24 protein-coding genes are annotated in these 22,657 nt (G+C 44.4%); 10 read left to right on the top strand and 14 right to left on the bottom strand.

Annotation, left to right across the window (positions count from 1 at the left end):
* Positions 1-4: 4 nt before the first annotated feature.
* From RHM67_RS16255 to RHM67_RS16265, 3 genes are all read right to left on the bottom strand, one after another.
* Complete coding sequence (locus tag RHM67_RS16255; RefSeq protein ID WP_322227976.1) at positions 5-475, bottom strand: hypothetical protein; 471 nt, start codon at positions 473-475, stop codon at positions 5-7.
* Between the two features lie 182 nt (positions 476-657).
* Positions 658-1,152 carry an outer membrane beta-barrel protein gene (locus RHM67_RS16260; RefSeq protein WP_322227977.1) on the bottom strand — a complete coding sequence of 165 codons (495 nt, stop codon included), beginning with the start codon at positions 1,150-1,152 and terminating at the stop codon, positions 658-660.
* A 109-nt stretch (positions 1,153-1,261) separates the two neighbouring features.
* Positions 1,262-1,969 (bottom strand): ATP-binding cassette domain-containing protein, encoded by a 708-nt coding sequence (locus RHM67_RS16265; RefSeq protein ID WP_322227978.1) that lies wholly within the window; start codon positions 1,967-1,969, stop codon positions 1,262-1,264.
* Between the two features lie 137 nt (positions 1,970-2,106).
* Here RHM67_RS16265 and RHM67_RS16270 point away from each other — a divergent pair, with 137 nt between their 5' ends.
* Positions 2,107-3,585 (top strand): glycine--tRNA ligase, encoded by a 1,479-nt coding sequence (locus tag RHM67_RS16270; protein ID WP_322227980.1) that lies wholly within the window; start codon positions 2,107-2,109, stop codon positions 3,583-3,585.
* A 130-nt stretch (positions 3,586-3,715) separates the two neighbouring features.
* Positions 3,716-4,825 (top strand): AI-2E family transporter, encoded by a 1,110-nt coding sequence (locus tag RHM67_RS16275; RefSeq protein WP_322227982.1) that lies wholly within the window; start codon positions 3,716-3,718, stop codon positions 4,823-4,825.
* Positions 4,826-4,956: 131 nt separating this feature from the next.
* Here the strand turns inward: RHM67_RS16275 and RHM67_RS16280 are convergent, their stop codons facing one another.
* From RHM67_RS16280 to RHM67_RS16305, 6 genes are all read right to left on the bottom strand, one after another.
* Positions 4,957-6,294: a pitrilysin family protein gene (locus RHM67_RS16280; RefSeq protein ID WP_322227984.1), complete on the bottom strand. Its 1,338-nt coding sequence runs from the start codon at positions 6,292-6,294 to the stop codon at positions 4,957-4,959.
* Positions 6,295-6,306: 12 nt separating this feature from the next.
* On the bottom strand, positions 6,307-7,686 hold the full coding sequence (locus tag RHM67_RS16285; RefSeq protein WP_322227986.1) for a pitrilysin family protein: 1,380 nt from the start codon (positions 7,684-7,686) through the stop codon (positions 6,307-6,309).
* 75 nt (positions 7,687-7,761) lie between these two features.
* Positions 7,762-8,352: a DUF4230 domain-containing protein gene (locus tag RHM67_RS16290; protein ID WP_322227988.1), complete on the bottom strand. Its 591-nt coding sequence runs from the start codon at positions 8,350-8,352 to the stop codon at positions 7,762-7,764.
* An 83-nt stretch (positions 8,353-8,435) separates the two neighbouring features.
* Positions 8,436-8,855 carry an OsmC family protein gene (locus RHM67_RS16295; RefSeq protein WP_322227990.1) on the bottom strand — a complete coding sequence of 140 codons (420 nt, stop codon included), beginning with the start codon at positions 8,853-8,855 and terminating at the stop codon, positions 8,436-8,438.
* 66 nt (positions 8,856-8,921) lie between these two features.
* Complete coding sequence (gene namA / locus RHM67_RS16300; RefSeq protein ID WP_322227991.1) at positions 8,922-9,989, bottom strand: NADPH dehydrogenase NamA; 1,068 nt, start codon at positions 9,987-9,989, stop codon at positions 8,922-8,924.
* A gap of 125 nt (positions 9,990-10,114) precedes the next feature.
* Positions 10,115-10,501 (bottom strand): hypothetical protein, encoded by a 387-nt coding sequence (locus RHM67_RS16305; RefSeq protein ID WP_322227993.1) that lies wholly within the window; start codon positions 10,499-10,501, stop codon positions 10,115-10,117.
* A gap of 137 nt (positions 10,502-10,638) precedes the next feature.
* Here RHM67_RS16305 and RHM67_RS16310 point away from each other — a divergent pair, with 137 nt between their 5' ends.
* Together RHM67_RS16310 and RHM67_RS16315 are read left to right on the top strand one after the other, a co-directional pair.
* Positions 10,639-10,977 carry a single-stranded DNA-binding protein gene (locus RHM67_RS16310; RefSeq protein WP_322227994.1) on the top strand — a complete coding sequence of 113 codons (339 nt, stop codon included), beginning with the start codon at positions 10,639-10,641 and terminating at the stop codon, positions 10,975-10,977.
* A gap of 40 nt (positions 10,978-11,017) precedes the next feature.
* Entirely contained in the window at positions 11,018-11,290 is a 273-nt protein-coding gene (locus RHM67_RS16315) for a hypothetical protein (RefSeq protein ID WP_322227995.1), read from the top strand.
* A 49-nt stretch (positions 11,291-11,339) separates the two neighbouring features.
* Here RHM67_RS16315 and RHM67_RS16320 read toward each other — a convergent pair whose 3' ends face one another.
* From RHM67_RS16320 to RHM67_RS16330, 3 genes are all read right to left on the bottom strand, one after another.
* The gene (locus tag RHM67_RS16320; RefSeq protein ID WP_322227997.1) at positions 11,340-12,044 is read right to left on the bottom strand and encodes an SDR family oxidoreductase; all 705 of its coding nucleotides are present in this window, start codon (positions 12,042-12,044) and stop codon (positions 11,340-11,342) included.
* Positions 12,045-12,108: 64 nt separating this feature from the next.
* Positions 12,109-13,887: an aromatic amino acid hydroxylase gene (locus RHM67_RS16325; protein ID WP_322227999.1), complete on the bottom strand. Its 1,779-nt coding sequence runs from the start codon at positions 13,885-13,887 to the stop codon at positions 12,109-12,111.
* A gap of 134 nt (positions 13,888-14,021) precedes the next feature.
* Positions 14,022-14,984 carry a lysylphosphatidylglycerol synthase transmembrane domain-containing protein gene (locus tag RHM67_RS16330; protein ID WP_322228000.1) on the bottom strand — a complete coding sequence of 321 codons (963 nt, stop codon included), beginning with the start codon at positions 14,982-14,984 and terminating at the stop codon, positions 14,022-14,024.
* Positions 14,985-15,186: 202 nt separating this feature from the next.
* Between RHM67_RS16330 and RHM67_RS16335 the strand changes: the two genes are divergently transcribed.
* The 6 genes from RHM67_RS16335 to RHM67_RS16360 all read left to right on the top strand — a co-directional run bounded on the left by RHM67_RS16335 (position 15,187) and on the right by RHM67_RS16360 (position 20,904).
* On the top strand, positions 15,187-16,056 hold the full coding sequence (locus RHM67_RS16335; protein ID WP_322228002.1) for a carbon-nitrogen hydrolase: 870 nt from the start codon (positions 15,187-15,189) through the stop codon (positions 16,054-16,056).
* A gap of 190 nt (positions 16,057-16,246) precedes the next feature.
* A complete protein-coding gene (locus RHM67_RS16340; protein WP_416182859.1) occupies positions 16,247-17,287 on the top strand; it encodes an agmatine deiminase family protein in 1,041 nt (346 codons plus the stop codon).
* A 121-nt stretch (positions 17,288-17,408) separates the two neighbouring features.
* Positions 17,409-17,951, top strand: a complete 543-nt coding sequence (locus tag RHM67_RS16345) for a transposase (RefSeq protein WP_322228004.1) — start codon at positions 17,409-17,411, stop codon at positions 17,949-17,951.
* A gap of 258 nt (positions 17,952-18,209) precedes the next feature.
* Positions 18,210-19,049: a LiaF transmembrane domain-containing protein gene (locus tag RHM67_RS16350; protein WP_322228006.1), complete on the top strand. Its 840-nt coding sequence runs from the start codon at positions 18,210-18,212 to the stop codon at positions 19,047-19,049.
* A 77-nt stretch (positions 19,050-19,126) separates the two neighbouring features.
* Positions 19,127-20,161 (top strand): sensor histidine kinase, encoded by a 1,035-nt coding sequence (locus tag RHM67_RS16355; protein ID WP_322228007.1) that lies wholly within the window; start codon positions 19,127-19,129, stop codon positions 20,159-20,161.
* Positions 20,158-20,904, top strand: coding sequence for a LytR/AlgR family response regulator transcription factor (locus RHM67_RS16360; RefSeq protein WP_252756317.1), 747 nt, complete (start codon positions 20,158-20,160; stop codon positions 20,902-20,904). Before RHM67_RS16355 ends, RHM67_RS16360 begins: the two co-directional genes overlap by 4 nt.
* Before the next feature lie 6 nt (positions 20,905-20,910).
* Here RHM67_RS16360 and RHM67_RS16365 read toward each other — a convergent pair whose 3' ends face one another.
* Both RHM67_RS16365 and RHM67_RS16370 read right to left on the bottom strand, forming a co-directional pair.
* The gene (locus tag RHM67_RS16365) at positions 20,911-21,441 is read right to left on the bottom strand and encodes a peroxiredoxin (RefSeq protein ID WP_322228008.1); all 531 of its coding nucleotides are present in this window, start codon (positions 21,439-21,441) and stop codon (positions 20,911-20,913) included.
* 105 nt (positions 21,442-21,546) lie between these two features.
* Positions 21,547-22,566, bottom strand: a complete 1,020-nt coding sequence (locus RHM67_RS16370; RefSeq protein WP_322228010.1) for a class I fructose-bisphosphate aldolase — start codon at positions 22,564-22,566, stop codon at positions 21,547-21,549.
* Between the last annotated feature and the right edge of the window lie 91 nt (positions 22,567-22,657).

Raw genomic sequence — 22,657 nt, forward strand, 5'->3', positions numbered from 1 at the left:
GATTTTAGAAACCGTATGCAATGCGCACGCCAACCTGGCTAATGGTGCCGTTGTGCGACCATCCCTCGTAACGCACGCCTATGTCAAAACCGCCTTCGAGTGCGTAACCTATACCTGGCGCATATGCAAATGCAGTACCGCCACCACTTTCTGTACTAAATGTTGCACCTAACTGGCTTTCGCCATAAAAGCCCTGGTCAAAAAAGTATTTGATACCGGCTTTCAATGGCACAAAACCATTAGTACCACCACCAAAATCATCTTTAATTTTAAATGAGGTGTAGCCACCAGATATGGTGAACAAGGTACTTGCAGCAATAGGCGTTTCGTATTTAAGTGACCCGCCCAAACCAATGTCATAAACATTTTTGGCATTGCCCACGGGGATACCGCCTTCGAAGCCGATACTGAATCTTGCTTTGTGGGACTGGGCCGACGCGGTGAATGAAATACCACCTACAATCGCTAATAACAACAATAATTTTTTTTAGTTATAAAGTTGATTAATAGCAACCAATGTAAAAGATATCATAAATAATCAAAGCCAATCCATTAAAAAAGTTCTAATCGAAAAAGCCTACCAACTAATGCTGGTAGGCTTTTTCGATAGTTGATAAATGTTAGAGGCTAAACAGGCCTCAACAAATATACTTGTACTTATAAATTAATAGCTACACGAAGCGCCAACTGGCCTAATGTACCGTTATCTGACCATGCCTCGTAACGTACACCGGCTTCTAAGCCACCATCAAAGGTATAACCAACGCCCGGTGAATAAACAAATGAGGTACCTGCACCACTTGCGGTACCAAATGCAGCACCTAATTGGCCTTCAAGAAAAAAGCGGCGGTCTGCATAATACTTAAGTCCTGCTTTTAAAGGCACGGCACCGTATGAACTAAAAAAGTTTTTGTACCTGTCTTTAATAATGAATGAACTATAACCTACCGATACATTAAAATAAGTGCTTGGTGCAATTGGAAGATCATATTTTAACGAACCGCCTACAACCGCACTGTAAGCGGTAGATGCATTGCCTACAGGTACGCCAAGCTCAAGGCCTAAACTAAATTTTCCGTCTTTTTTTGATTGTGCAAATGATGTGATGGATAGCCCGCAAACTACGGCCAACAGAAGTAATACTTTTTTCATGATGTTAACTTATGGTAAATATTTAATACTAAAAGCACCTTTATGCTTTCGGAATTAAGACAAGTTTATCACGAAAAGGTTTTTACCAAATAGAATTTTTCTGTAACCCCTACACGTTAGTGAGTTCTATAAAGATATTTTCGAGGGTTTTATCAGCATTTTTAGCTCTAAGGGCTTGTAACGTGTCGTTGGCTACAATAACTCCTTTGTTGATAATGATTACCTGGCTACACACGGCCTCAACCTCCTGCATAATATGGGTTGATAGGATAATGGTTTTGGTTTTGCCCAGATCAGTAATTAACTGGCGGATGCCTACCAATTGGTTGGGGTCGAGACCGGAGGTTGGCTCATCCAGTATCAGTACCTGCGGGTCGTGTAATATGGCTTGTGCCAAACCTACTCTTTGGCGGTAGCCTTTTGATAGCTGGCCTATCTTTTTGTGCTGCTCGGGGCCAAGGCCGGTTTCTTCGATAATTTCGGCAATGCGTTTATCGGCATCCTTCATCCCGTGGATGCCCGCCACAAATGCCATCGATTCCTTCACATACATATCTGTATACAACGGGTTACTCTCGGGCAGGTAGCCAATGTTGCGTTTAACACTTAGGGGGGCTTTGCTGATATCAAACCCGCAAACCGATGCCATTCCCGATGTTTGGGGGATAAAGCAGGTAAGCATTTTCATGGTGGTAGATTTGCCCGCGCCATTTGGCCCCAAAAAGCCCAATACGCCCACGCCTGCTTTAAAACTGATACCATCCACAGCCTTTTGCTGCCCGTAAACTTTTGTTAATGCATCTACCACTATGCTCATGCGGTAAAGTTAGAGATTAAGTCGGAAAGTCCGAAGACCGCAAGTCTTAAAGATGACGAATCAAAGTTTCTTTCTTCCTGACTTTCTGACATTCAGACTTTCGGACTTTCCTACTAAAAACTATCTTTGCCCCTATTATGAGCAAATCAACCGACGAACTTTTTAAAAATGTTATATCGCACAGTAAGGAATACGGCTTTGTTTTTCAGTCGAGCGAGATTTATGATGGCCTTAGCGCCGTTTACGATTACGGCCAAAACGGCTCGGAGTTAAAAAACAACATCAAAACCTATTGGTGGAAATCAATGGTGCAGATGCACGATAACATTGTCGGGATAGATTCGGCCATATTTATGCACCCAACCATTTGGAAAGCGAGCGGCCACGTTGACGGCTTTAGCGACCCAATGATTGATAATAAAGACAGCAATAAACGTTACCGTGCAGACCAGTTACTGGAAGACCGCATAGCCAAACTTGATGAAGAAGGCAAAACAAGCGAAGCGGAAGAACTGCAGATAGAAATGGATAACGCCCTAAAGGCCGAAGATTTGCCACGCCTGCGCGAACTGATCATCGAACAAAACATAAAATGCCCGGTAAGCGGCACCGCCAACTGGACAGATGTACGCCAGTTTAACCTGATGTTTAGCACACAAGTTGGCGCCATTGCCGATGAATCTGAAACGATATACCTGCGCCCGGAAACGGCACAGGGGATCTTTGTAAATTACCTTAACGTACAAAAATCCGGCAGGATGAAGATTCCGTTCGGTATCGCGCAAATTGGTAAGGCTTTCCGTAACGAGGTTATTGCCCGCCAGTTCATTATCCGCATGCGCGAGTTTGAGCAAATGGAAATGCAATACTTTGTACGCCCCGGCACACAAAAAGAATGGTTTGCCAAATGGAAAGAAACCCGCTTAAAATGGCACCTTGCCCTGGGTACCGATGCTGCCAAATACCGTTACCACGAGCACACCAAGCTGGCACACTACGCTGATGCCGCTTACGACATCGAGTTTGAATTTCCTTTTGGATTTAAAGAGGTAGAAGGCATACACAGCCGTACCGATTTCGATTTAAGCCAGCACGAGAAATTCTCGCGTAAAAAAATGCAGTACTTTGACCCTGAACTGGGCGAGGATGGCAAGCCATACGGTAACTATATCCCTTACGTTATCGAAACTTCGATAGGTTTAGACAGGATGTTCCTGTTAACCATGATCAACGCTTATGAGGAAGAAGACCTGAGCACCGAAGAGAAACAGGATAGCCGCACCGTGCTGCGCCTGCACCCTTGCCTTGCCCCGGTTAAAGCCGCTATTTTCCCGCTGACCAAAAAAGATGGTTTGCCGGAGAAAGCCCGCGAAATAATGGACAGGTTGAAACTTGATTTCAACATCCAGTACGAGGAGAAAGATGCCATTGGTAAACGTTACCGCCGCCAGGATGCTATTGGAACACCTGTTTGTGTAACGATAGATCACCAAACGCTTGAAGATAATACCGTAACTATCCGCCATCGCGATAGCATGGCCCAGGAGCGTGTACCTGCCGACCAGTTGGAGAAAATAATTGGCGACATGGTTAGCTGGAAAAATTTGTTAGGATAATTTATTAGTCCGAAAGTAAACGAAGAACGAAAGTCTGTAATAACAAAAGCGCCTGTAACGGGCGCTTTTTTGTTATCCCCAAACAATTTTCTTACACACTCCTTTTGTGTGTATATGAAAACACAAGTACATGTCGGTAAAAATTAAAGATCAGCCATTTTATATTCAAAGCACCATGGTGCTTTTTGGGCTTATATTACTGGTATATGTAATGGTACAACTGGCAGATATACTGGTGCCACTTGCCTTCGCGGCATTTTTGGCCATATTGCTAAATCGCCTTGTTAACCGTTTAGTGCGGTTTAAGATCCCGAAGGTGCTCTCCATTGCCATTGCAATGCTGGTAGCGATAATTGCTGTGGCAACGGTATTTTATTTCCTGAGCACACAGATAGTACAATTTAGCGATTCGTTGCCGATGCTGCAAAAGAAGTTTGAATCGATAACCTTTGAATTGAAAAACTGGATCCAGGAAACCTTTGGTGTTGAGATAAGTAAACAGGAAAAAATGCTGAAGGACGCGCTAAACAACAGCCAGGCCATGGTGGGCAAAACAGTAAACGGTTTGCTGGGCACACTGGCTATTATATTCCTGCTGCCGGTTTACATCTTTTTAATGCTGCTTTACAAAACGCTTATTCTTAATTTTTTATACGAGGTGTTTTCTGAAGAGAATACTAAAAAAGTAAGCGATGTACTTAGCGAAACCAAAACTGCTATACAAAGCTATATCGTTGGTTTACTAATAGAAATGATCATCGTAGCTATCATGAACTCTACCGCGCTGGTTTTATTAGGCGTTAAGTACGGCATCCTGATAGGCTGTATAGGTGCTATCCTTAACCTGATACCTTACCTTGGCGGCATCATCGCGATAGCATTACCTGTGCTGATGGCTACCGTTACTAAAGATGGTTACTCTACACAGTTGGGCGTTATTATCGCTTACATCGTAATCCAATTTATTGATAACAACATATTGGTGCCACGCATCGTATCATCTAAAGTGCAGATAAACGCGCTGATGTCCATCATAGTTGTGCTGCTTGGCAACGCGCTCTGGGGCGTATCGGGCATGTTCTTGTCTATCCCTTTTGTGGCAGTTTTAAAGATCGTTTTCGACCGCATAGACGACCTTAAACCATGGGGTAAACTACTTGGCGATAACATCCCAACCCACCACATGGGAGAGCGATGGGGAAACCGGAGTAGGAAGAAAGTGGTGGTATCAGAAAAGTAAATGGTAAATGGTTTATTGATCATAGTTGATAGTTCATGGTAGCTGCAACAAAAAAAAGTCCGCAATTCAGTCGCGGACTTTTTTGTTATAAATCAATCAATGGCTATGATCTATGAACTATCAACTAAATCTTAATGACTAACCGGATTGTCAGCTTTGTTAAGCGTACCATTTGTGAACAATAGCGGGTTTACTTTTTTAGGGTCGCCCTGGTACACCCATATCATATTACCAATGTATTTGCGAAAAGCATCGCTTACCTGCGTTGGGGTTAGTTTTTTAACATCATCGGCAAAGGTTAAAGATCGCCTCCAGTTGTTCTGCAATACCTCGTTAGATGCTATTGAACCTGCCTGTGCGGTATTGGTTTCGTTCTTGTAGTAAAAACCGGTTAGGTAGGTAACCTTCATATCAGCCACATCGGCAGCATTGAAACCGTCTTTTTTTATCCTGTCAACAAGCTTATCAAAAACGGCGATGTATTTATTAGGTTCGGTAGTTGATACAGAAACTTTTGATACCGAGGTCGCCCCCCCGCTAAACCATGCAGAAGGCGCATACGACAGGCCGTTGTTGGTACGGATATCTAAAAAGTGCTTATCGTAAAAAATGCGCATAGCTACCGAAAAGGCATCATAGTCCGCCATGCCCGGTGACGGACCGCTGCTTACACCTTCCACATAATTTGTAGCCAGATCGCGCTTTTCAGCAGAGAAGGTGGTTTTATAAACCCTAAAGAATGATTTTTTCAGTTCGAATGGCGCGCCTTGTTTGATTGTGTTTAGCAAGCCTTTCACTTTCGCTTCAATATCGGCACGTTCAAGATCGGCAACTACCACTATCACCATACGCGATTTGGTTAGGATGGAGTGGTAGTAGTTTTTTGTCTCCAAGGCGGTAAGCGGCGTTATGGTTGCGGCAGTACCGTTAGGATCCTTTGCATAATCGAGGCCGTTAAAGGCAACCTTATCCGCGTATTTATCAATAGCGTTATCCGGGTCAGAGTCTTCCGATTTAATCTGGCTTAACTGGTCCTGCTTAATGCGTTCAAACTCTTTTGCATCAAACCTGGGGATGGTTATGGCCTCCACATACAAGGGCCATGCCGTTGCCAGATCGCTTTTTATACAGTTTACTTTTATTACCGAATAGTTTTTGAGCGCAACGCCATAAACAGCAGCGCTAATTTTATCCAGTTGGTTTTTAAAAGCGTTTTTATCGTGCTTAAGCGTTCCGCATTCGTTTAAGGCATTCATGGCCATAGCCTCAATACCTGCCTTGTTTGCGGGGTAATTTTGTACACCACCTTTTATTACGGTTTGTATCTCTACAATATCGTTACCGCTTGGCTGTACAATAACCTTTACGCCATCAACCATCATTTCATAAGCTTTTTGCTGTGCCGAGGCTGAGTTAACAACCGAGCTTGCTGCAGCAATAAGCAATACATATATATATTTCCTCATCATGATCTGTTTAAATTATTTAGCTACAAAAAATGAAGCCACATTGGCCACTTTATTTGCCTCGGGCGTTAATATAATACCAGACACTACCGGTTTACCTACAATGTAAGTGTTCATATATTTGGCAATATCCACACGGGTAACCTTTTGATAATTATCCGTTAGGTCAGTATAGTAATTAAACGAGGTACTGCACCAGTTGAAGCTTAACTGCGATGGCAGCGACGACGGCTTCTCCAACTCACGACTATGCTGGCGAAGCAAAATGGCCTTCGCATCGGTCAACTGTTCGTCGGTATAATAATCAGCTTTACCCCACTGGCTCATTTGCTTTTGCACCTCATCGTAGCACTCTTTAACTTTTGTTGGGTTAGGGCTCACAATAAGCGATATCATGCCGGGGTAACGGCCTGTACTGTAACTTAGGTTTGCTGATGATGCCAGGCCTTTATCAATAAGTGCCTGCTGTAGCTTTGATGAGTTGAGGCCAAGCACAGTAGTGTAAACATCGGCCGCTATGGTAGATGCAGAATCTGTCATATACGCCGGGCCCTGCCATCCAAACCACATCAGCGGCGATTGCGCTATCGACATTTCTTTTACAAACGCCACGCTTTTTTCCACCGGTTTAAAGGCCGGGATTGGGTATTTTACAAGCGGGTCGAAGCCACTATTGGCCCAATCGCCAAAAATATCTTCTGCTTTTTTAAAGGCTGCTTCGTGCTTTACATCCCCACAAATTATAAGCAGGCTATTATTAGGGAAATAGTATTTGTTTTTGATGACCATCATCTTCTCGGGCGTGGCCGTATTGATCACTTCGTGGATCCCGATGGGCATTTTGCGGGTGATGAGGTCGCCCCAAAGATTTTTGCTGATATCGTAGTATAGCTGGAAACCCGGACTGCTCTCATTACGCTGAAATTCACCATCAACAACCGGGCGTTCTTTTTTCATATCCTCTTCACGGTAAATAGGGAAACGGATCGAAGCATTTATGAGCTTAAGGCCGCCGTCGAGGCTATCCTTACCAACAGTAAAGTAGTAGTTTACACGCTCGTTACCGGTAGTACCATTCCAGATAGCGCCAAGTTCTTGAGTGCGTTTCAGGAATTTCTCTTGTGTGGGGTAATCCTTATTAGCCTTAAAAAACATGTGCTCAAAAAGGTGCGATAGGCCGCTGTACTCGGGACCCTCGGTGTAAGCACCATTTTTTACAGCAATTTCGATAGTGGTAAGCGGCACTTTGCTGTTCTCGATAACAACAACATCCAATCCGTTTGGCAGCTTTTTGTAAAAGTAGCCTTCGGGCAGCCGGGGTTGGGCAACCACGCATAGGGCACATAGCATACCCACGGCGGTAACCGTTAATAGTTTAGTGATTTTTAGGGTCATATACTTGCTTTGATATGAGGTTAGATTATGATACCCCTAATATATTACAAGTAATTTGAAAATAGCTAAAGGTTGTTACCGAAACTTGATCACCACCTTTTTGCCCGATACATTTTCCAGGAATGGTTTAAAGATCAGGTTGGCATTCTCGCGGGCTTTACCTAAAAGGTTCATGTCGGTGGCGGTAGTAAGCATTTTCTTTTCGGCCAGTTTGTACACATCCTCTACCATAGCGCGTGCCTTATCGGGGAACCAAACGCCCGATACATCATATACCTTCGACTTTTGGTGATCGAGTTTTACATAACAGATCTCGGGCTGGGGCAAAGTAATTTCAACCGTGTCTTTACTTTGGCTAATGTCTCCTCGCTTAACTTTGGTAAGATCGATACAAGCGGTAACCTCTCCTACAGCAACAAACAGCACGCGCGAATCGGGCAACAGGCGGTACAATTCTTTCTTCTCCACTACATCTTTCATGGCATATTTAACCAGTTCCAGTTTCCCCATGCTTATTACACGCGATACCATGGCGTCTTCAGTAACCTCGGTACGGGTAGTGTTAAATTCATGTTTGATGTAAAAGAAAAGGAAGATCAAAAACCCGGTGATGACCAGGGCGAATACAAGGGTAAGCGATATTTTGGAACGCTGGGTATTTAACATGCTGCGGCTATTTACACATACCTACAAACAAAAATAGCGATGGTTTGCACCATCGCTATTAACAAGAATATTTGATACTTAATTTACGCGTATGTAACGTTTAATGTAATTGGCACACTAAGCGCTTTTGATACAATACAGCCGGTTTTAGCGCCTTCTGCAACTTCTTTAAATTTGGCTTCGTCCACACCGTCAATAACAGACGCTTTCAATTCCAGGTGGATACCTTTAATTTCTAAAGCCTGCATATCCAAGTCAAGGATAGCGTCAGTAGTTAAATCACCCGGGGTGATGCCTTGCTGGGTTAAAGCAGCGCCAACAGCCATAGTAAAGCAACCTGCATGCGCTGCAGCTATCAGTTCTTCGGGATTGGTGCCTACGCCATCCGTAAAGCGGGTTTTGAATGAATATTGTGTTTTGTTAAGGATGGTACTTTGTGTGGTTATTTCGCCTTTACCTTCTTGTAAGGTGCCATTCCAATGTGCATTCGCTGTACGTTTCATAATGTTATGTTTTTCTAAGTTTTTGCTAATTTACTTCGTTGGGTTGATATATAAAATATTTTAATGTTACCATTTCGCGCGTTCATACTGCACCGGCCATTTAAGGTCGATGCCCAGTTCATGCGCAGCACGCAACGGGAAGTGTGGATCGCGTAATAATTCGCGAGCCATCATTACCATATCTGCCTGGCCAGTTTCGATGATCTGGTTTGCTTGTTTTGCTTCGGTTATTAAGCCGACAGCGCCAGTCAGGATATTGGTATGTTTTTTTATCGCTTCGGCAAATTCAACCTGGTAACCAGGTTTCAACGTGATCTGCGCGCCGGCAACGTTACCACCTGTTGAGCTATCGATCAGGTCGACACCCTTTTCGCTTAGTACTTTTGCTAACGCGATGGAATCTTCTATAGTCCATGCACCTTCCGTCCAGTCAGTTGTTGAAAGGCGAACGAACAGAGGCAGATCCGCAGGCCAAACTTCGTTAACGGCATCAATAACCTCCAACAAGAACCGGCTGCGGTTTTCAAAGGATCCGCCATATTCATCGGTACGTTTATTACTATGCGGAGAAAGGAACTCGTTAATTAAATAACCATGTGCTCCATGCAATTCAATCACCTTAAAACCAGCTTTTAACGAACGCTCTGCAGCGGCTTTAAAATCGGCTATAACTTTATCAATTCCGGCTTTATCAAGTTCCAAAGGTGCGGTTTCGCTGCGACTAAATGCCAATGCACTCGGCGCTACCGATGGCCAGCCGTTCTCTTCTTCCGGCTGAATTTGTTTACCGCCGTTCCAGGGTTGCTGGTGACTTGCTTTGCGGCCTGCATGTGCTAATTGTACACCTGCATAGGCGCCTTGTTTTTCAATAAAAGTCGTTATTTCTTTCAGCTTCGCGATGTGTTCGTCCTTCCAGATCCCTAAATCAGCAAAGCTGATGCGGCCTTCGGGTGATACTGCTGTAGCTTCGGTTATAATCAACCCTGCACCACCAACAGCCCTTGCGCCTAAATGCACCAGGTGCCAGTTATCAGCAAAGCCATCGATGCTCGAGTATTCGCACATTGGCGACACTACGATGCGGTTCTTAAATTGGATACTTTTTATTTTGATTGGAGAAAACAGATGCGGCATGTTGTGATTATTTGATTTGCAAATATGAATAAGTAACACAAACCGTGGTTCATGGTTTTGTCATTAACATAGTCGTAAGGTTTAATTTACTCAAAAATGAAGAAAGCTAAAATAAGTACAGATAGTTACGCCGGGGCGTCAGCAAATTTGTCGGTTTCCTTTTTACTTTTTACCAACAGTACTTCGTCGGCATCAAGCAGCAGGTAGCCATATTCGTAACAGAAAAAGTAGCGCGCTCCGGCCTGGGTTTTAAAACTGCTTGTAAAGTAATCAAAATCAAAACCCTTCACCAGCATTTTTTCGCGGTTGGTTTTGGTTTTACCTGTGGGGTTTAGTTCTTCAATTATCCTGCGGTTTCGCCTTAAAATATTGTTGATGTTGCGCACCAAATTATAACTATTGCTATTAAGCTGGTTGTTATAATTGTTACGGCATAAATCGTTACAAAACTTTTTATCGGCCCTGCCATGCAGGGTTGTACCGCAGTCCAAGCATTTTCTTTCAGCTATCATACCCTAAAGGTAGCTAATAAATTATCCGTTTGCAAACGCTTGCAAACGGATACAAGCGCTTATAACTATTTACTGACCGACTAACCCTCAACACATGCTGCAACTTTGTGACATCAATAAATTAAACGTAATACAAAATGGCAACTATTAAAAACAGTGTAAGGTTAATTGGCAATATAGGCATGGACCCGGATGTAAGGACATTTGATAATAACCGTAAAATGGCCCGGTTATCAATAGCCACCAACGAGAGTTATAAGAATGATAAAGGCGAAAAAGTTACCGATACGCAATGGCACAACATAGTGCTTTGGGGCGCACAGGCCACCATGGCCGAAAGCTATCTTAAAAAAGGTGATGCGGTGATTATTGAAGGCAAACTGGCATCGCGTGTTTATGCTGATAAGGATGGCGTAAAACGTTACGTTACCGAAGTTGTAGTGAACGAGTTTGTAAAAATGGGCGGTAAGGAATAAAGTACAATTATTATCAGAACCAATTGTTACTAAAATGAATATGAAAAAAATACTATCCTTAGCCATATTAATTATCCTCTCCACAACAGGCTGTAAAAAAGAGCCAAAGTTTTGTTGGAAATGTACAATGTATAAGTTGAACTCGAAAGGTTACTTAAATACTTCTAACCCAATACTAAGCACCGAGTGCGATAAAACCGAAAAAGAAATTAGGGCGGTAGAAAAAACAAACACCAAAACTATGGAAGTTTTTAACGGCAATAATTATCAAACTAATACAGTACAATCCATGAGTTGTCAATTGAACCAATAGTTCAAATATGCCCGCAATTACAATGTATACGCGGGCGTACTTTACTTTATTATGGCGTAGATACAGCAACCGGCAAGATCTTTCCGTTAAAAAAACGATGGCCCGAAACCGCGAAATCGGCAATATATTTGCCCATTTCAAAGGCCATAACCGGCGATTCGTAGCCCGGGAAAGCTTGCTCCAACATTTCGGTTTGTGCCGAGCCAAGTGCAAGGCAATTTACCTTGATACCCTGCTCAACCAGTTCTTGTGCCAGGCATTCGGTAAGGGTATGCAAAGCAGCCTTGCTTGCGGAATAAGCCGATAGCCCGTTAAACTTCGCACTCCCCTGGAAACCGCCCATGCTACCTATATTAACAATATGCGAACCATCGCCCATAAATTTCAAAAGGCTTTGGATGATGCGTACGTGGCCTATATAATTGCTTTGCAGCATTTCTACAAAGTCGCTTTCCTGCAGTTGCAAAAAAGGTTTATTGATGAGCACGCCAGCGTTATTAATAAGCACATCAACCTTGCCATCAAAATTAGCGGTGACAAACTGCTCTAAACCGGCGTAATCGTCATGTACAATATCAAACGCAATCGCAAAAACCTCACAATCAGGATTTAAGCTTTTGGCAATTTCTAACAAACGGGTAAGTTTATCCTGCGAACGCGCAAGGGCTATAACTTTGTGTTTACCCGATAAGATCAATTCCAATACAGCTTCAAATCCTACACCGCTGCTGGCGCCTGTTATAATGATGTTCATAGATAGCCCCCTATCCCCCTGAAGGAGGAATAAAATAGTTGTTTGGCAAATTTAATGGAAGATCTCAAACTATCAACTTCTCCTCTACCGGATGTTTGATAAGATACAGGCCATCGCTTATTAGCTTCTTATATTCAGGTTCGTTAATTGCTTTATTTTCAAGGAATTGACGGATTTCCTCGGCCAGATTTGGCTCTGCATCTTCATGGTCTAAAAGCTCCATAATCTCTAAAGCGCACAGCCAATCGCCATGATGGAACTTTTGCAGCATCCTCCATACGTTACCTAAAAAGCCAAGGTCGCCGCCGGTGTGGCGGCGGTTGCGTACCTGCTGGTAAAGCTTGTGTAACTCCCTGGTATTGTGGTCATAATCTAAATGGTGGGTGCCTGTGCTCGATTTATAAGCTATCTCCAGAAACGCGTCCTTATCGGCTGCGCCGCAATAAACAGAGGTGATTTTTTCGCCCACCGCCATGTCGTAAACGCCCCATGATGGGTCAAAAAGGACGCGCCTTTTTTCACCCAAAACCGTACATTTTTCGACCTTGATTAGCACTATTTTGTTACTTTCTGCACTTATTTTTGACACTTTACCAGACAAGGTGACACCGCTCTCAAAAGTCAAGGAAATTTCGTTTCCGGTTTCAATTCCGGCGGCTTTCAGATCATCGGCAGTAAAATCTTCGAGTGGCTTATCGAAACCTTTTAACCTGCCAACCGGTGAGCTGAAACCATCCTGATGATAATTTTTGCCATGGCCTTTTAACTGTTTGTTGCCAACGGCCAGCGCGGCCTCTCCGGTAGTTTTGATAAAGGTGGGATTGCCACTCTCATCAGCCTTAAATTCTGTAAATGTACCCGAAACCTGCAGGCCCGAACTGTAAACCGCCGTACAGGTATTTTTACTGTCGATAGCTTTTTGAAGCCCGTATGCCCCGCCACGGCGGAACGACATGGTATCGGCAAACTGCTCCAGCACATCTATCAGGTTTTGGAAGGTTGGTGTTACAAAAAGCTGTGGTTGCGTTTTGGTGATGTCGTAACTGTAATTTACCGCATCTATGGTGTAAGGCAGCTTCTTCACCTCGTCCAGCATGCAACTGGCGCTTTCGCCGATGGATGACAGCAGGCCGGCACCATAGATCTTTGGCTCTTGTAAAGTACCGATCAAGCCATACTCTACCGTCCACCAGTGCAGGCGGCTTAGCAGGGCCATTTCAGATGGTTCGCCCATGTTGTCCTGGTGCCAGGAAACAAGTTCGTCAGCCTTCTTAATTTCGGCCTCATCGGCATCGGGCATTTCTTTTAATATAGATAAGGCGCGGATAGCCTCATACAATTCAAAATCCTGCGCGCTAAACATCGCCTTGGCCCCTATGGACCCAAAGTAGCTTAGGTACTCGTGGTAATCCTTATCAGCAATGATGGGCGCGTGCCCCGCCGACTCGTGGATAATATCCGGCGCGGGGGTATATTCAATATGTTTTAACTGGCGGATGTCGGCAGCGATAACCAGCACCCGGTAAGCCTGGTACTCCATAAAGGCCGCAGGTGGTATAAAGCCATCAACCGTTACAGCGCCCCAGCCAATTTTGGCTAAAGCGTTATTCATGTCTTGTAGATCAGGGATCTTCTCTATGGTTAACCCCGCCTTTTGCAGGCCGGGGATGTATGGGTAGTAAGCAACATCTTTAAGGTAGCTGTAGTTCTGGCGCATTACGTAACGCCACACGGCGTGGTCTACCGGGGTGTAATGCCCGTAGTGCTGGTCAACAATAAATTGCTTTAAATGGCGGGGCAACGCCGCAACCTGCGGGTTGTTAAAATCATTAAAATCGCTCATTTCAAAATCAGGTTTACTAAAATAGAAACACGAAATTAGGAAATAAGGTTTAGCTAAAAGCGGATTGTATCAGATAAATTGCAGAAATATTACCTTTTATTGGGGTTCGAAAAATCAGTTCAGTATTAAATATTTTAAGCCTGTTGATTTTCCAAATTATCTTCTGTTTTAGGCAAACCCTCTTCTAAACGGCTCGGGCGGAGTACATAATAAATACCTGACAATGCCACGATTATAGAGATGAGGTAAAAGGAGATCGGCAGGAAAACCGCCAGGTCAACATCCATCGGGAAAACTTTAGTCAGCTGCTGAAAAACGGTTTCACGGATACCGGCACCACCTACGCTGATAGGGATAATAGTAGCCAGGGCCGAGATCAAAAATGAAAGCAAATAAGGCGAAAATTTACCGGTAAAATCCTGCCCAAACAATATGAAAACGATAGCGGTAACCTGTAAGCTTTGTACTACCAACGCTTTTAAATGCGCCTGCCAAAAATAATGGGTGTACTCCCTAAAGAATTTATAAGCCACAAAGTAATAGATCAGCGAGGCCACCACAAAAATACTCAACGGAATCCCGATGTGGATATCTATCTGCGGGATCAAAAATATCAGCGCAACAGTAATTAAGCCAATCGCCCAAAGGCCGCTCAGCCTATCGAACATTATTGCCCAAAACACCTTTTTGGCAGGTAATTTATAAGTTTTATTTAAAAGGTAGATCTTGTATCCATCGCCCCCGATGCCACCCGGCAGCAGGAAATTATAGAATAAGCCCAGCAGGTACAAACGGAAGTTGAATCGTGGGTCGAGCTTTAGTTTGATAGACTTAAAGAAGCTTGATAAGCGCCACGACGACATGATCATCGAAAGGAAGAAACAAACCAAAGCGGCCAGCATCCACCAGTAATTGGCGTGGATAAGCCTAAGCTTAACCTTTTGCAAGGGCACTTTGCTAAACACATAATACAGCAGTGCAGCTGTCACCGCGAATTTAAGTACCAGTTTGGTGATACCCCACAGGCGTTGTTTTAACGTTTTGGGGGCAACCAGTTCCTGTGCTTCGTCCTCTTCGGCTTGTGCTAAGTCTTTCATTACCTGCAAAGCTATGTTTTTTTGGATTACACCGATTTCTTTAGATTGATTTCACAGTTTTTAACAGTTAATTGCCATATCAAGTCGAAGTGAATCATTCTTAATCGGTGTAATTCTAAACCATCAAATCGGTGTAATCATTCATTAATATCGGTGAAACCACCAATCAAATCCTTATTTTTGCACCAAATTTCTATCAGATATGAGTAAGGTAAAAGTTGGGATAGTGCAGATGACCTGCACCGCAAATAAGCAGGAAAACCTGGATAAAGCTATTGTTAAAGTACGAGAAGCAGCCGCCAATGGCGCGCAGATCGTTTGCCTGCAGGAGCTTTTTACATCGCTGTATTTTTGCGATGTGGAGGATTACGATAACTTTAAGTTAGCCGAACCTGTCCCCGGCCCATCAACCGATGCTTTGCAAAAAGTAGCCGGCGAACTGGGCGTGGTGATCATCGCCTCGTTATTTGAGAAACGCGCACAGGGCGTTTACCACAATACCACCGCTGTTTTAGATGCCGATGGCAGCTACCTGGGCAAATACCGTAAAATGCACATCCCTGATGATCCGGGCTTTTACGAGAAATTTTACTTTACCCCGGGCGACCTGGGTTACAAGGTTTTCAAAACCAAATTCGCTACCATAGGCGTGCTCATCTGCTGGGACCAATGGTATCCCGAAGCTGCCCGTATTACCGCGTTGATGGGTGCCGAGATCTTGTTTTACCCCACCGCTATCGGCTGGGCAACCACGCAGGATGAGGCTACCAACGCCAAACAATACAATGCCTGGCAAACCATCCAACGCAGCCATGCTGTTGCCAATGGCGTACACGTAGTAAGTGTAAACCGTGTTGGCGAAGAAGCCGGCGTAAAATTCTGGGGTGGCTCGTTCTTTGCCGATCCGTTTGGCGAACTTTTGCATCAAACTACCGTTGAACAGGAAGAAGTGATCGTTAAAGAACTTGACCTGGCTACCAGTGATTATTACCGCAGCCATTGGCCGTTTTTACGCGACAGAAGGATTGACAGCTATCAACCGATAACGAAACGCCTGTTAGATAACGATTAATTATAGTTAACCGACCATTAACCCACGCGTTATTGCGAGGTACGAAGCAATCTCTTAGCCTCACCCTGCCCTCTTCAAAGGAGAGGGTAAAAAGAGATTAAAGGCCTCTCCTTTGGAGAGGGTTTAGGTGAGGCTTCCTCGCAATGACGGTTTTAATAAACCCCATACCATGAACCATCGACCATCGACTATGGACAAAAACACTCTACCAACCGGCTTTCATTTCCCTGCCGAATGGGCTAAGCAAGACGCTATTTGGCTTAGCTGGCCGCATAAGGAGGCTTCGTGGCCCGGCAAGTTGCCACTTATTTATCCTAAGTATTGCGAATTTATTAAGGTGGTATCCGAAGGGCAAACCGTCCGCATAAATGTGGTTGATGAGCAGATGACGGCTTTTGCAAAACAACAATTACAGCTTGTTGGCGCCGACCTGAGCAAGGTTGAGTTTTTTGAATTTGGCACTAATGATGCCTGGTGCCGCGACCATGGCCCGGCGTTTTTGGTAAATTACGAAACCAAAGAAAAAGTTATTGTAGACTGGGGTTATAATGCCTGGGGCGATAAATATCCTCCGTATGATCTGGATGATGTTATCCCTACAAAAATTGCCAACCAGTTTGGCCTACCGGTATACCATCCCGGTATTGTGATGGAAGGCGGCTCGGTTGATTTTAACGGCGCGGGCACATTGATCACCACTACCGCTTGTCTACTAAATAAAAACCGCAACCCGCATTTAAACCAGCAGCAAATAGAAGTATACCTGCAAAATTATTATGGTGTGGAGCAAATTCTTTGGCTGGGAGATGGCATTGTTGGCGACGATACCGATGGGCATATAGATGACATTACCCGCTTTGTTAACAAAGATACGGTTATTACCGTTGTGGAACAAAACAAGAACGACGAAAACTACCACCTGCTGCAGGAAAATCTGCAAACCCTAAAAACTATGCGCCTGCTAAACGGCAAACAGCTAAACATTGTAGAGCTGCCAATGCCCGAGCCGGTGATCTACGACGACCAGCGCCTGCCTGCATCGTACGCCAACTTCTACATAGCCAATGCCGCAGTGGTAGTACCAACCTTCCGCTCGCACCATGACGATAAGGCGTTGGACATTATCCAGAGCTGCTTCCCCGACAGAAAAGTTGTGGGTATAGATTCCACAGATATCATCTGGGGATTGGGAAGTTTCCATTGTTTAAGCCAGCAGGAACCGGCGGTGTAAGGGGTTAACTGACAATCATAACAACCGTAGAGACGCGATACCTCGCGTCTCCCTTAGAACGGTAACGAAACGGTAATTAATTGCAAATTTGAGACGCGAAGTATCGCGCCGCTACGATAAAATGGAAGATAAATACAAGAATAAACATCGCGTATCTTCAGCCAGATTAGAGGGTTGGGATTATGGCTCTCATGCCTCGTATTTCGTAACCATCTGCACCAAAGATCGCGCCCCGTATTTTGGAAAAATCGAAACTACCCTGCAAGGTATATCATCTTTACAAAAAACACATATTGCAAATGTTGCTTATGATAATTGGCTAAAAATTCCAGAATATCACCCTTATGTTGAATTAGATGAATTTATAATTATGCCCGATCATATTCATGGGATATTATTTATAAATAAGCCCGATAAAATAACCTGGGAATTAAATAAGGCTGGTTCTCAATCAAAGAATTTAGCTTCAGTAATCAGGGGATACAAGTCAGCAGTAAAACAATATGCAATGCTTAATGATATTGATTTTACCTGGCAACCCCGCTATTATGATAGGGTCATTAGGGATCAAAAAGAATATCTAAACATACAAGAATACATATACGACAATCCCGATAAGTGGGAATGGGATGGTAAGAGTTTTGAAAATCTTTACAAACCGTAGAGACGCGATACCTCGCGTATCCTTTAGGGCGGTCGACGAAATATTATTTAATTGCAAATTAGAGACGCGAAGTATCGCGTCTCTACGGAAAAATCCACCATCCATATACCCTATCCGAAATTTGCAAACCGGTAACGCAATTTTTTCACCGACAATTCTGCCACACTTACCGACTTCTTCAATCATATTGCCAATATTGAGTTTGCAGATTTGTAATCTTAAGTTAGTTTTGGTTAATATTTAAAATAGAACAACACCATGTCCGATCATATAGACGAAACAAACCGTACCCCAAAAAACAAGGTTTTAGCCGGGGTGATACTATTGGCAGTAGGCGGTGTACTGCTTGTAAAACAATTTAACTTTTTCTTTTTCCCCAACTGGTTGTTAAGCTGGCCTTTAGGGCTCATTGTTTTAGGCTTGTATTTTGGGGCTAAACATAACTTCCGTAAACCGGTATGGTTTATACTGGTTATCATAGGCGCGTTCAATTTACTTGATGATATTTTCCCGAGGGTAAACTGGGGCGATATCGGTTTCCCGGTGATCCTGATCTCTTTCGGTTTATGGATCATTATGCGTAAACGCAACGAGCCGGTTATCCCTAACAGCGACTACTGGGACAAAAAATATAAAGCCAACCCGTTCGGCAATCCGGCTACAGCTACCGAAAAACCTTTGGCAAACTTTGATACCGAGGGCGCTGCCGGGCCGGAAACTGCCGAGCAGCCCATTGGCAGCATCCCCCCGCCTACACCGGATGATTACCTTAACGCTACCGCGATATTTGGCGGCGTTAACAAAACCATCCTGTCGAAAAACTTCCAGGGGGGCGATATTACCAACGTATTTGGTGGTACCGAACTCGACTTTACCCAGGCAGACATCCACGGCCGCGTTACTATCGATATTACACAGATGTTTGGCGGCACCAAAATCATCGTTCCTGCCAACTGGCATGTGGTGCCAGACCTGGCCGCTGTATTTGCCGGCGTGGACGATAAGCGCATAAAAACCAGCAAGCCAAACCCTATCGAAAAGGTGCTGGTGCTTAAGGGGGTATCCATATTTGCGGGGGTAGATATCCGCAGCTATTAACAAAAATTTATAAACGTTTTGTCCGGGCCCTCTCTTATGGAGAGGGTTTGGGTGAGGCTTCACCTAAACAAAAAGCTTTGGCTTCATCACACATATCGCAATCAAAATTAATCGGCGCCTTCGCGGTCTGCGGGTTGGTGTGGACTGCCTTACAAGCATACATCATACATGGCTTCGGCTTCCCGTGGATGACCGCCGTGAACGATTCGGGCGTAAGCGCCCTGCTATTGGCAAGTGCGTGCTGGCTCATTAACAACAACCTACGCTATTACCAGCCCGATAAAGAAAGCTACGTGTATTTGCTGATATGGTGTGCCGCACTTGCCGGCGCATGTATAGCGGGCGTCCGTTATAGTATGCCACTGTTTAATATGGGGCAGGTTTATTTCAACTTCCTGCAGCAATCGTTGGTTATACGTTTCTTTACCCTGTTTTTAGCTATTGGTTGGATGGCCATGATCAGCGCACTTTGGTATTCGCAGCTCGACCATAAAAAAACCGTAGAGCGCAAAACTGAGGCCGAGAAACTTGCCCGCGATGCCGAGTTATATAACCTTCGCCAGCAATTACAGCCACACTTTTTGTTCAACAGCTTAAACTCTATCAACGCGCTTATCGGTTTTAAGCCTGATGAAGCACGTAGGATGATCCACCAGCTATCAGACTTTTTACGCGGGACATTAAAAAAAGATGATCAATTGTTAGTCCCCCTTAGTGATGAGCTTACACATTTAAATTTGTACCTGGATATTGAAAAGGTGCGTTTTGGCCACCGCCTGCAAACCGAAATAAGCTGCGATGACAAATGTGGCGAAGCCCTGCTGCCATCGTTATTGTTGCAACCACTTGTAGAGAACGCCATCAAATTTGGCTTATATGATACTATAGAGGATGTTATCATCAGCGTACGTGCCGAAACGGAGGACCAATACCTGGTGATCATGATCCAAAACCCTTACGACCCTAAAACCAGCAGGCGCAGTAAAGGCACCGGGTTTGGCCTAAGCGGGGTACAGCGCAGGCTTTATTTGATATTTGCCCGTAATGATTTAATGGAAACTCACGCAAATGATAATATATTTACAACCATAATAAAAATACCGCAGTTATGATCAGCGCTTTAATAATTGACGACGAGCCTCTGGCCCGGATGGTTGTACAAGAATACTTATTGGATTTCCCCCTGATAACCGTACTGCAGGAATGTGGCGACGGTTTCGAGGGCCTAAAAGCCATCCAACAGCACCAGCCCGACCTGATATTCCTGGACGTGCAAATGCCCAAAATAAACGGCTTCGAAATGCTGGAACTGGTAGATAACCCACCCGCGGTGATCTTCGCGACTGCATTTGACGAGTACGCTATTAAAGCATTTGAAACGCACGCGGTTGATTATCTTTTAAAACCTTTTAGTAAAGAGCGTTTTACCAAAGCGATAGAAAAATTATTGGCGCAAGCCCCCGCCGGCCCTACCCCTGTAACTAAAACCAACCCGTTATTGGAAGAAGCGGCGCAATCGCCGGGGCAAAACGAGCGTATTGTGGTAAAAACCGGCACCAAAGTAAAGATCATAGCCGTGCAGGATGTAGAATACCTGCAAGCAGATGACGACTACGTAAGCGTTATCACCGCCGAAGGTGCCTTCCTTAAAAACAAAACCATGGCCTTCTTCGAAAAAACGCTGGATCCGCGTTACTTTGTACGTGTACACCGTTCGTATATCATAGCCATACAGCAAATTACCCGCTTAGACCCATACGAGAAAGACAGCCACCTGGCCATCCTAAAATCGGGCGCCAAGATCCCGGTGAGTAAAACAGGATATGTAAAATTGAAACAGGTGCTGGGGATATAATATCCCCTACCTTGTTTTTAACGATCTGACAACTGCCAATGCCTGGTTCGAGTGTTCGGCGCCACTTAGCATGGCTTCGTAAGAGAAAGCTATATTTCCTTTTATATCAACCACAAAAGTCTGCCTGCCGCTCATGAAGAACTTTTTGCGGACACCGAACATTTTGTAAACCATGTTTTCAGGATCGCTTAATAATATGAAGGGTAATTTATAGTGCTGCTCAAACTGTTTGTGGCTTGCTACCGTGCCGCCATTTATCCCAATAACTTTGGCACCCGCCCTGGTATAATCATTAAAACTATCCCTAAAAGCACAGGCTTCTTTGGTACAAACCATACTTTCATCTTTCGGGTAAAAATAAATAACCAAGATATGTTTACCTATCTCGTCCTTAATGTTAAACGTTTTATCGTTTTGGTCTTTCAGCGTAAAGTTGGGTACCGCATCGCCAACAGCTAAGGGCTTAGACGGGTTTTGTGCCGATAGCGATAGGCAAAACACTACAGTACAGGCAAGCGTGGCAAAAATATTTTTCATAAGTTGGTTATATATAGCAAGTACGTAGTATCTCAACAAATCGATTTAATTTTTGCATCAACACACTATCTATGCCTCGTTCACATTCCGTTAATCCGGCAACATTTAACCTTCCAACTCAACCGAATACTCGCCACGGCGGGCTGCATTGTTTATGCTGAGGCGTTTGTAAAGCAATTGCTGGGCTACGGCTACGTTCTCGTCTTTACCTTTCCAATGATCCATCGCCGGTTGCTGCACAGCACGGGCGAATGAAAAGGTAAGCGCCCAGGATAATTCATTTTTATATTTTACATGCATGGCGTTTAAATGCGCGCTGGCATCCTCTGCTGCCTGCCCGCCCGATAGGAAAGCCACACCCGGCACCGCCGCCGGTACGCAACGTAATAGACATTGAACGGTTAGATCGGCTACCTGGTCAATATCTGCTTGGGTGGAAGCGGCAGAACCGGAAAGCACCATATTCGGTTTTAAGATCATGCCTTCCAGGTAAATGCGCTGCTTGATGAGCACTTCAAAAACTATATGTAAAACCCTTTGGGTAACCTCAAAGCAACGTTCAATAGTGTGGTTGCCGTCCATCAGCACTTCCGGTTCTACGATAGGGACCAGGCCGGCTTCCTGGCATAATGCAGCGTAGTGTGCAAGGGCATATGCATTAGCGTAAATACTGCCGTTGGTGGGTGTATCATCACCAATGGTGATCACCGCCCGCCATTTGGCGAATTTTAAACCCAGGTCGGCATAATCTTTTAATCTTTCGCGTAAGCCGTCCAACCCTTCTGTTAATTTTTCGCCCGGGAACGCGGGCATATCTTTAGCCCCTTCATCCAGTTTTATCCCGGGGATGATTCCCGCATGTTCCAATATCTCGATAAAAGGCGTGCCGTCGGCAGTAGCTTGTTTGGTGGTTTCGCTAAACAGGATAGCCCCACTGATACATTCGCCTAATTTTGGTGTGGTCACGATCAGTTCGCGGTATTTGCGGCGGTATTCTTCTGTTTGGGGGATGCCTGCTTCTTCGAAACGCTTATTGGCGGTAGGGATGCTCTCGTCCATGGCTAAAAGGCCTCTGTCGCCCGCCATTAACCTTTGTGCTATTGTTCTTAAACTTTGCTTATCCATGCATTGTAAACAGCGTAACAACGCACATTGTTTACAACGAACGACGGGTGTTTGTCATTTTCTGATATCAGCGGGATGTTGTAAAAATAAT

It is taken from the genome of Mucilaginibacter sp. 5C4 (genome assembly GCF_034345625.1).
GTDB lineage: Bacteria > Bacteroidota > Bacteroidia > Sphingobacteriales > Sphingobacteriaceae > Mucilaginibacter > Mucilaginibacter aurantiaciroseus.

Excerpts from the sequence above, each read along its gene's own strand:
- RHM67_RS16330 (WP_322228000.1), bottom strand. The coding sequence starts at position 14,984 with ATGAAAGACTTAGCACAAGCCGAAGAGGACGAAGCACAGGAACTGGTT.
- RHM67_RS16310 (WP_322227994.1), top strand. The coding sequence starts at position 10,639 with ATGGCAACTATTAAAAACAGTGTAAGGTTAATTGGCAATATAGGCATG.
- RHM67_RS16365 (WP_322228008.1), bottom strand. The coding sequence starts at position 21,441 with ATGAAAAATATTTTTGCCACGCTTGCCTGTACTGTAGTGTTTTGCCTA.
- RHM67_RS16340 (WP_416182859.1), top strand. The coding sequence starts at position 16,247 with ATGGACAAAAACACTCTACCAACCGGCTTTCATTTCCCTGCCGAATGG.
- RHM67_RS16280 (WP_322227984.1), bottom strand. The coding sequence starts at position 6,294 with ATGATGAGGAAATATATATATGTATTGCTTATTGCTGCAGCAAGCTCG.
- namA (WP_322227991.1), bottom strand. The coding sequence starts at position 9,989 with ATGCCGCATCTGTTTTCTCCAATCAAAATAAAAAGTATCCAATTTAAG.
- RHM67_RS16350 (WP_322228006.1), top strand. The coding sequence starts at position 18,210 with ATGTCCGATCATATAGACGAAACAAACCGTACCCCAAAAAACAAGGTT.
- RHM67_RS16315 (WP_322227995.1), top strand. The coding sequence starts at position 11,018 with ATGAAAAAAATACTATCCTTAGCCATATTAATTATCCTCTCCACAACA.
- RHM67_RS16290 (WP_322227988.1), bottom strand. The coding sequence starts at position 8,352 with ATGTTAAATACCCAGCGTTCCAAAATATCGCTTACCCTTGTATTCGCC.
- RHM67_RS16285 (WP_322227986.1), bottom strand. The coding sequence starts at position 7,686 with ATGACCCTAAAAATCACTAAACTATTAACGGTTACCGCCGTGGGTATG.
- RHM67_RS16275 (WP_322227982.1), top strand. The coding sequence starts at position 3,716 with ATGTCGGTAAAAATTAAAGATCAGCCATTTTATATTCAAAGCACCATG.
- RHM67_RS16305 (WP_322227993.1), bottom strand. The coding sequence starts at position 10,501 with ATGATAGCTGAAAGAAAATGCTTGGACTGCGGTACAACCCTGCATGGC.
- RHM67_RS16360 (WP_252756317.1), top strand. The coding sequence starts at position 20,158 with ATGATCAGCGCTTTAATAATTGACGACGAGCCTCTGGCCCGGATGGTT.
- RHM67_RS16295 (WP_322227990.1), bottom strand. The coding sequence starts at position 8,855 with ATGAAACGTACAGCGAATGCACATTGGAATGGCACCTTACAAGAAGGT.
- RHM67_RS16260 (WP_322227977.1), bottom strand. The coding sequence starts at position 1,152 with ATGAAAAAAGTATTACTTCTGTTGGCCGTAGTTTGCGGGCTATCCATC.
- RHM67_RS16345 (WP_322228004.1), top strand. The coding sequence starts at position 17,409 with ATGGAAGATAAATACAAGAATAAACATCGCGTATCTTCAGCCAGATTA.
- RHM67_RS16270 (WP_322227980.1), top strand. The coding sequence starts at position 2,107 with ATGAGCAAATCAACCGACGAACTTTTTAAAAATGTTATATCGCACAGT.
- RHM67_RS16320 (WP_322227997.1), bottom strand. The coding sequence starts at position 12,044 with ATGAACATCATTATAACAGGCGCCAGCAGCGGTGTAGGATTTGAAGCT.
- RHM67_RS16370 (WP_322228010.1), bottom strand. The coding sequence starts at position 22,566 with ATGGATAAGCAAAGTTTAAGAACAATAGCACAAAGGTTAATGGCGGGC.
- RHM67_RS16335 (WP_322228002.1), top strand. The coding sequence starts at position 15,187 with ATGAGTAAGGTAAAAGTTGGGATAGTGCAGATGACCTGCACCGCAAAT.
- RHM67_RS16265 (WP_322227978.1), bottom strand. The coding sequence starts at position 1,969 with ATGAGCATAGTGGTAGATGCATTAACAAAAGTTTACGGGCAGCAAAAG.
- RHM67_RS16325 (WP_322227999.1), bottom strand. The coding sequence starts at position 13,887 with ATGAGCGATTTTAATGATTTTAACAACCCGCAGGTTGCGGCGTTGCCC.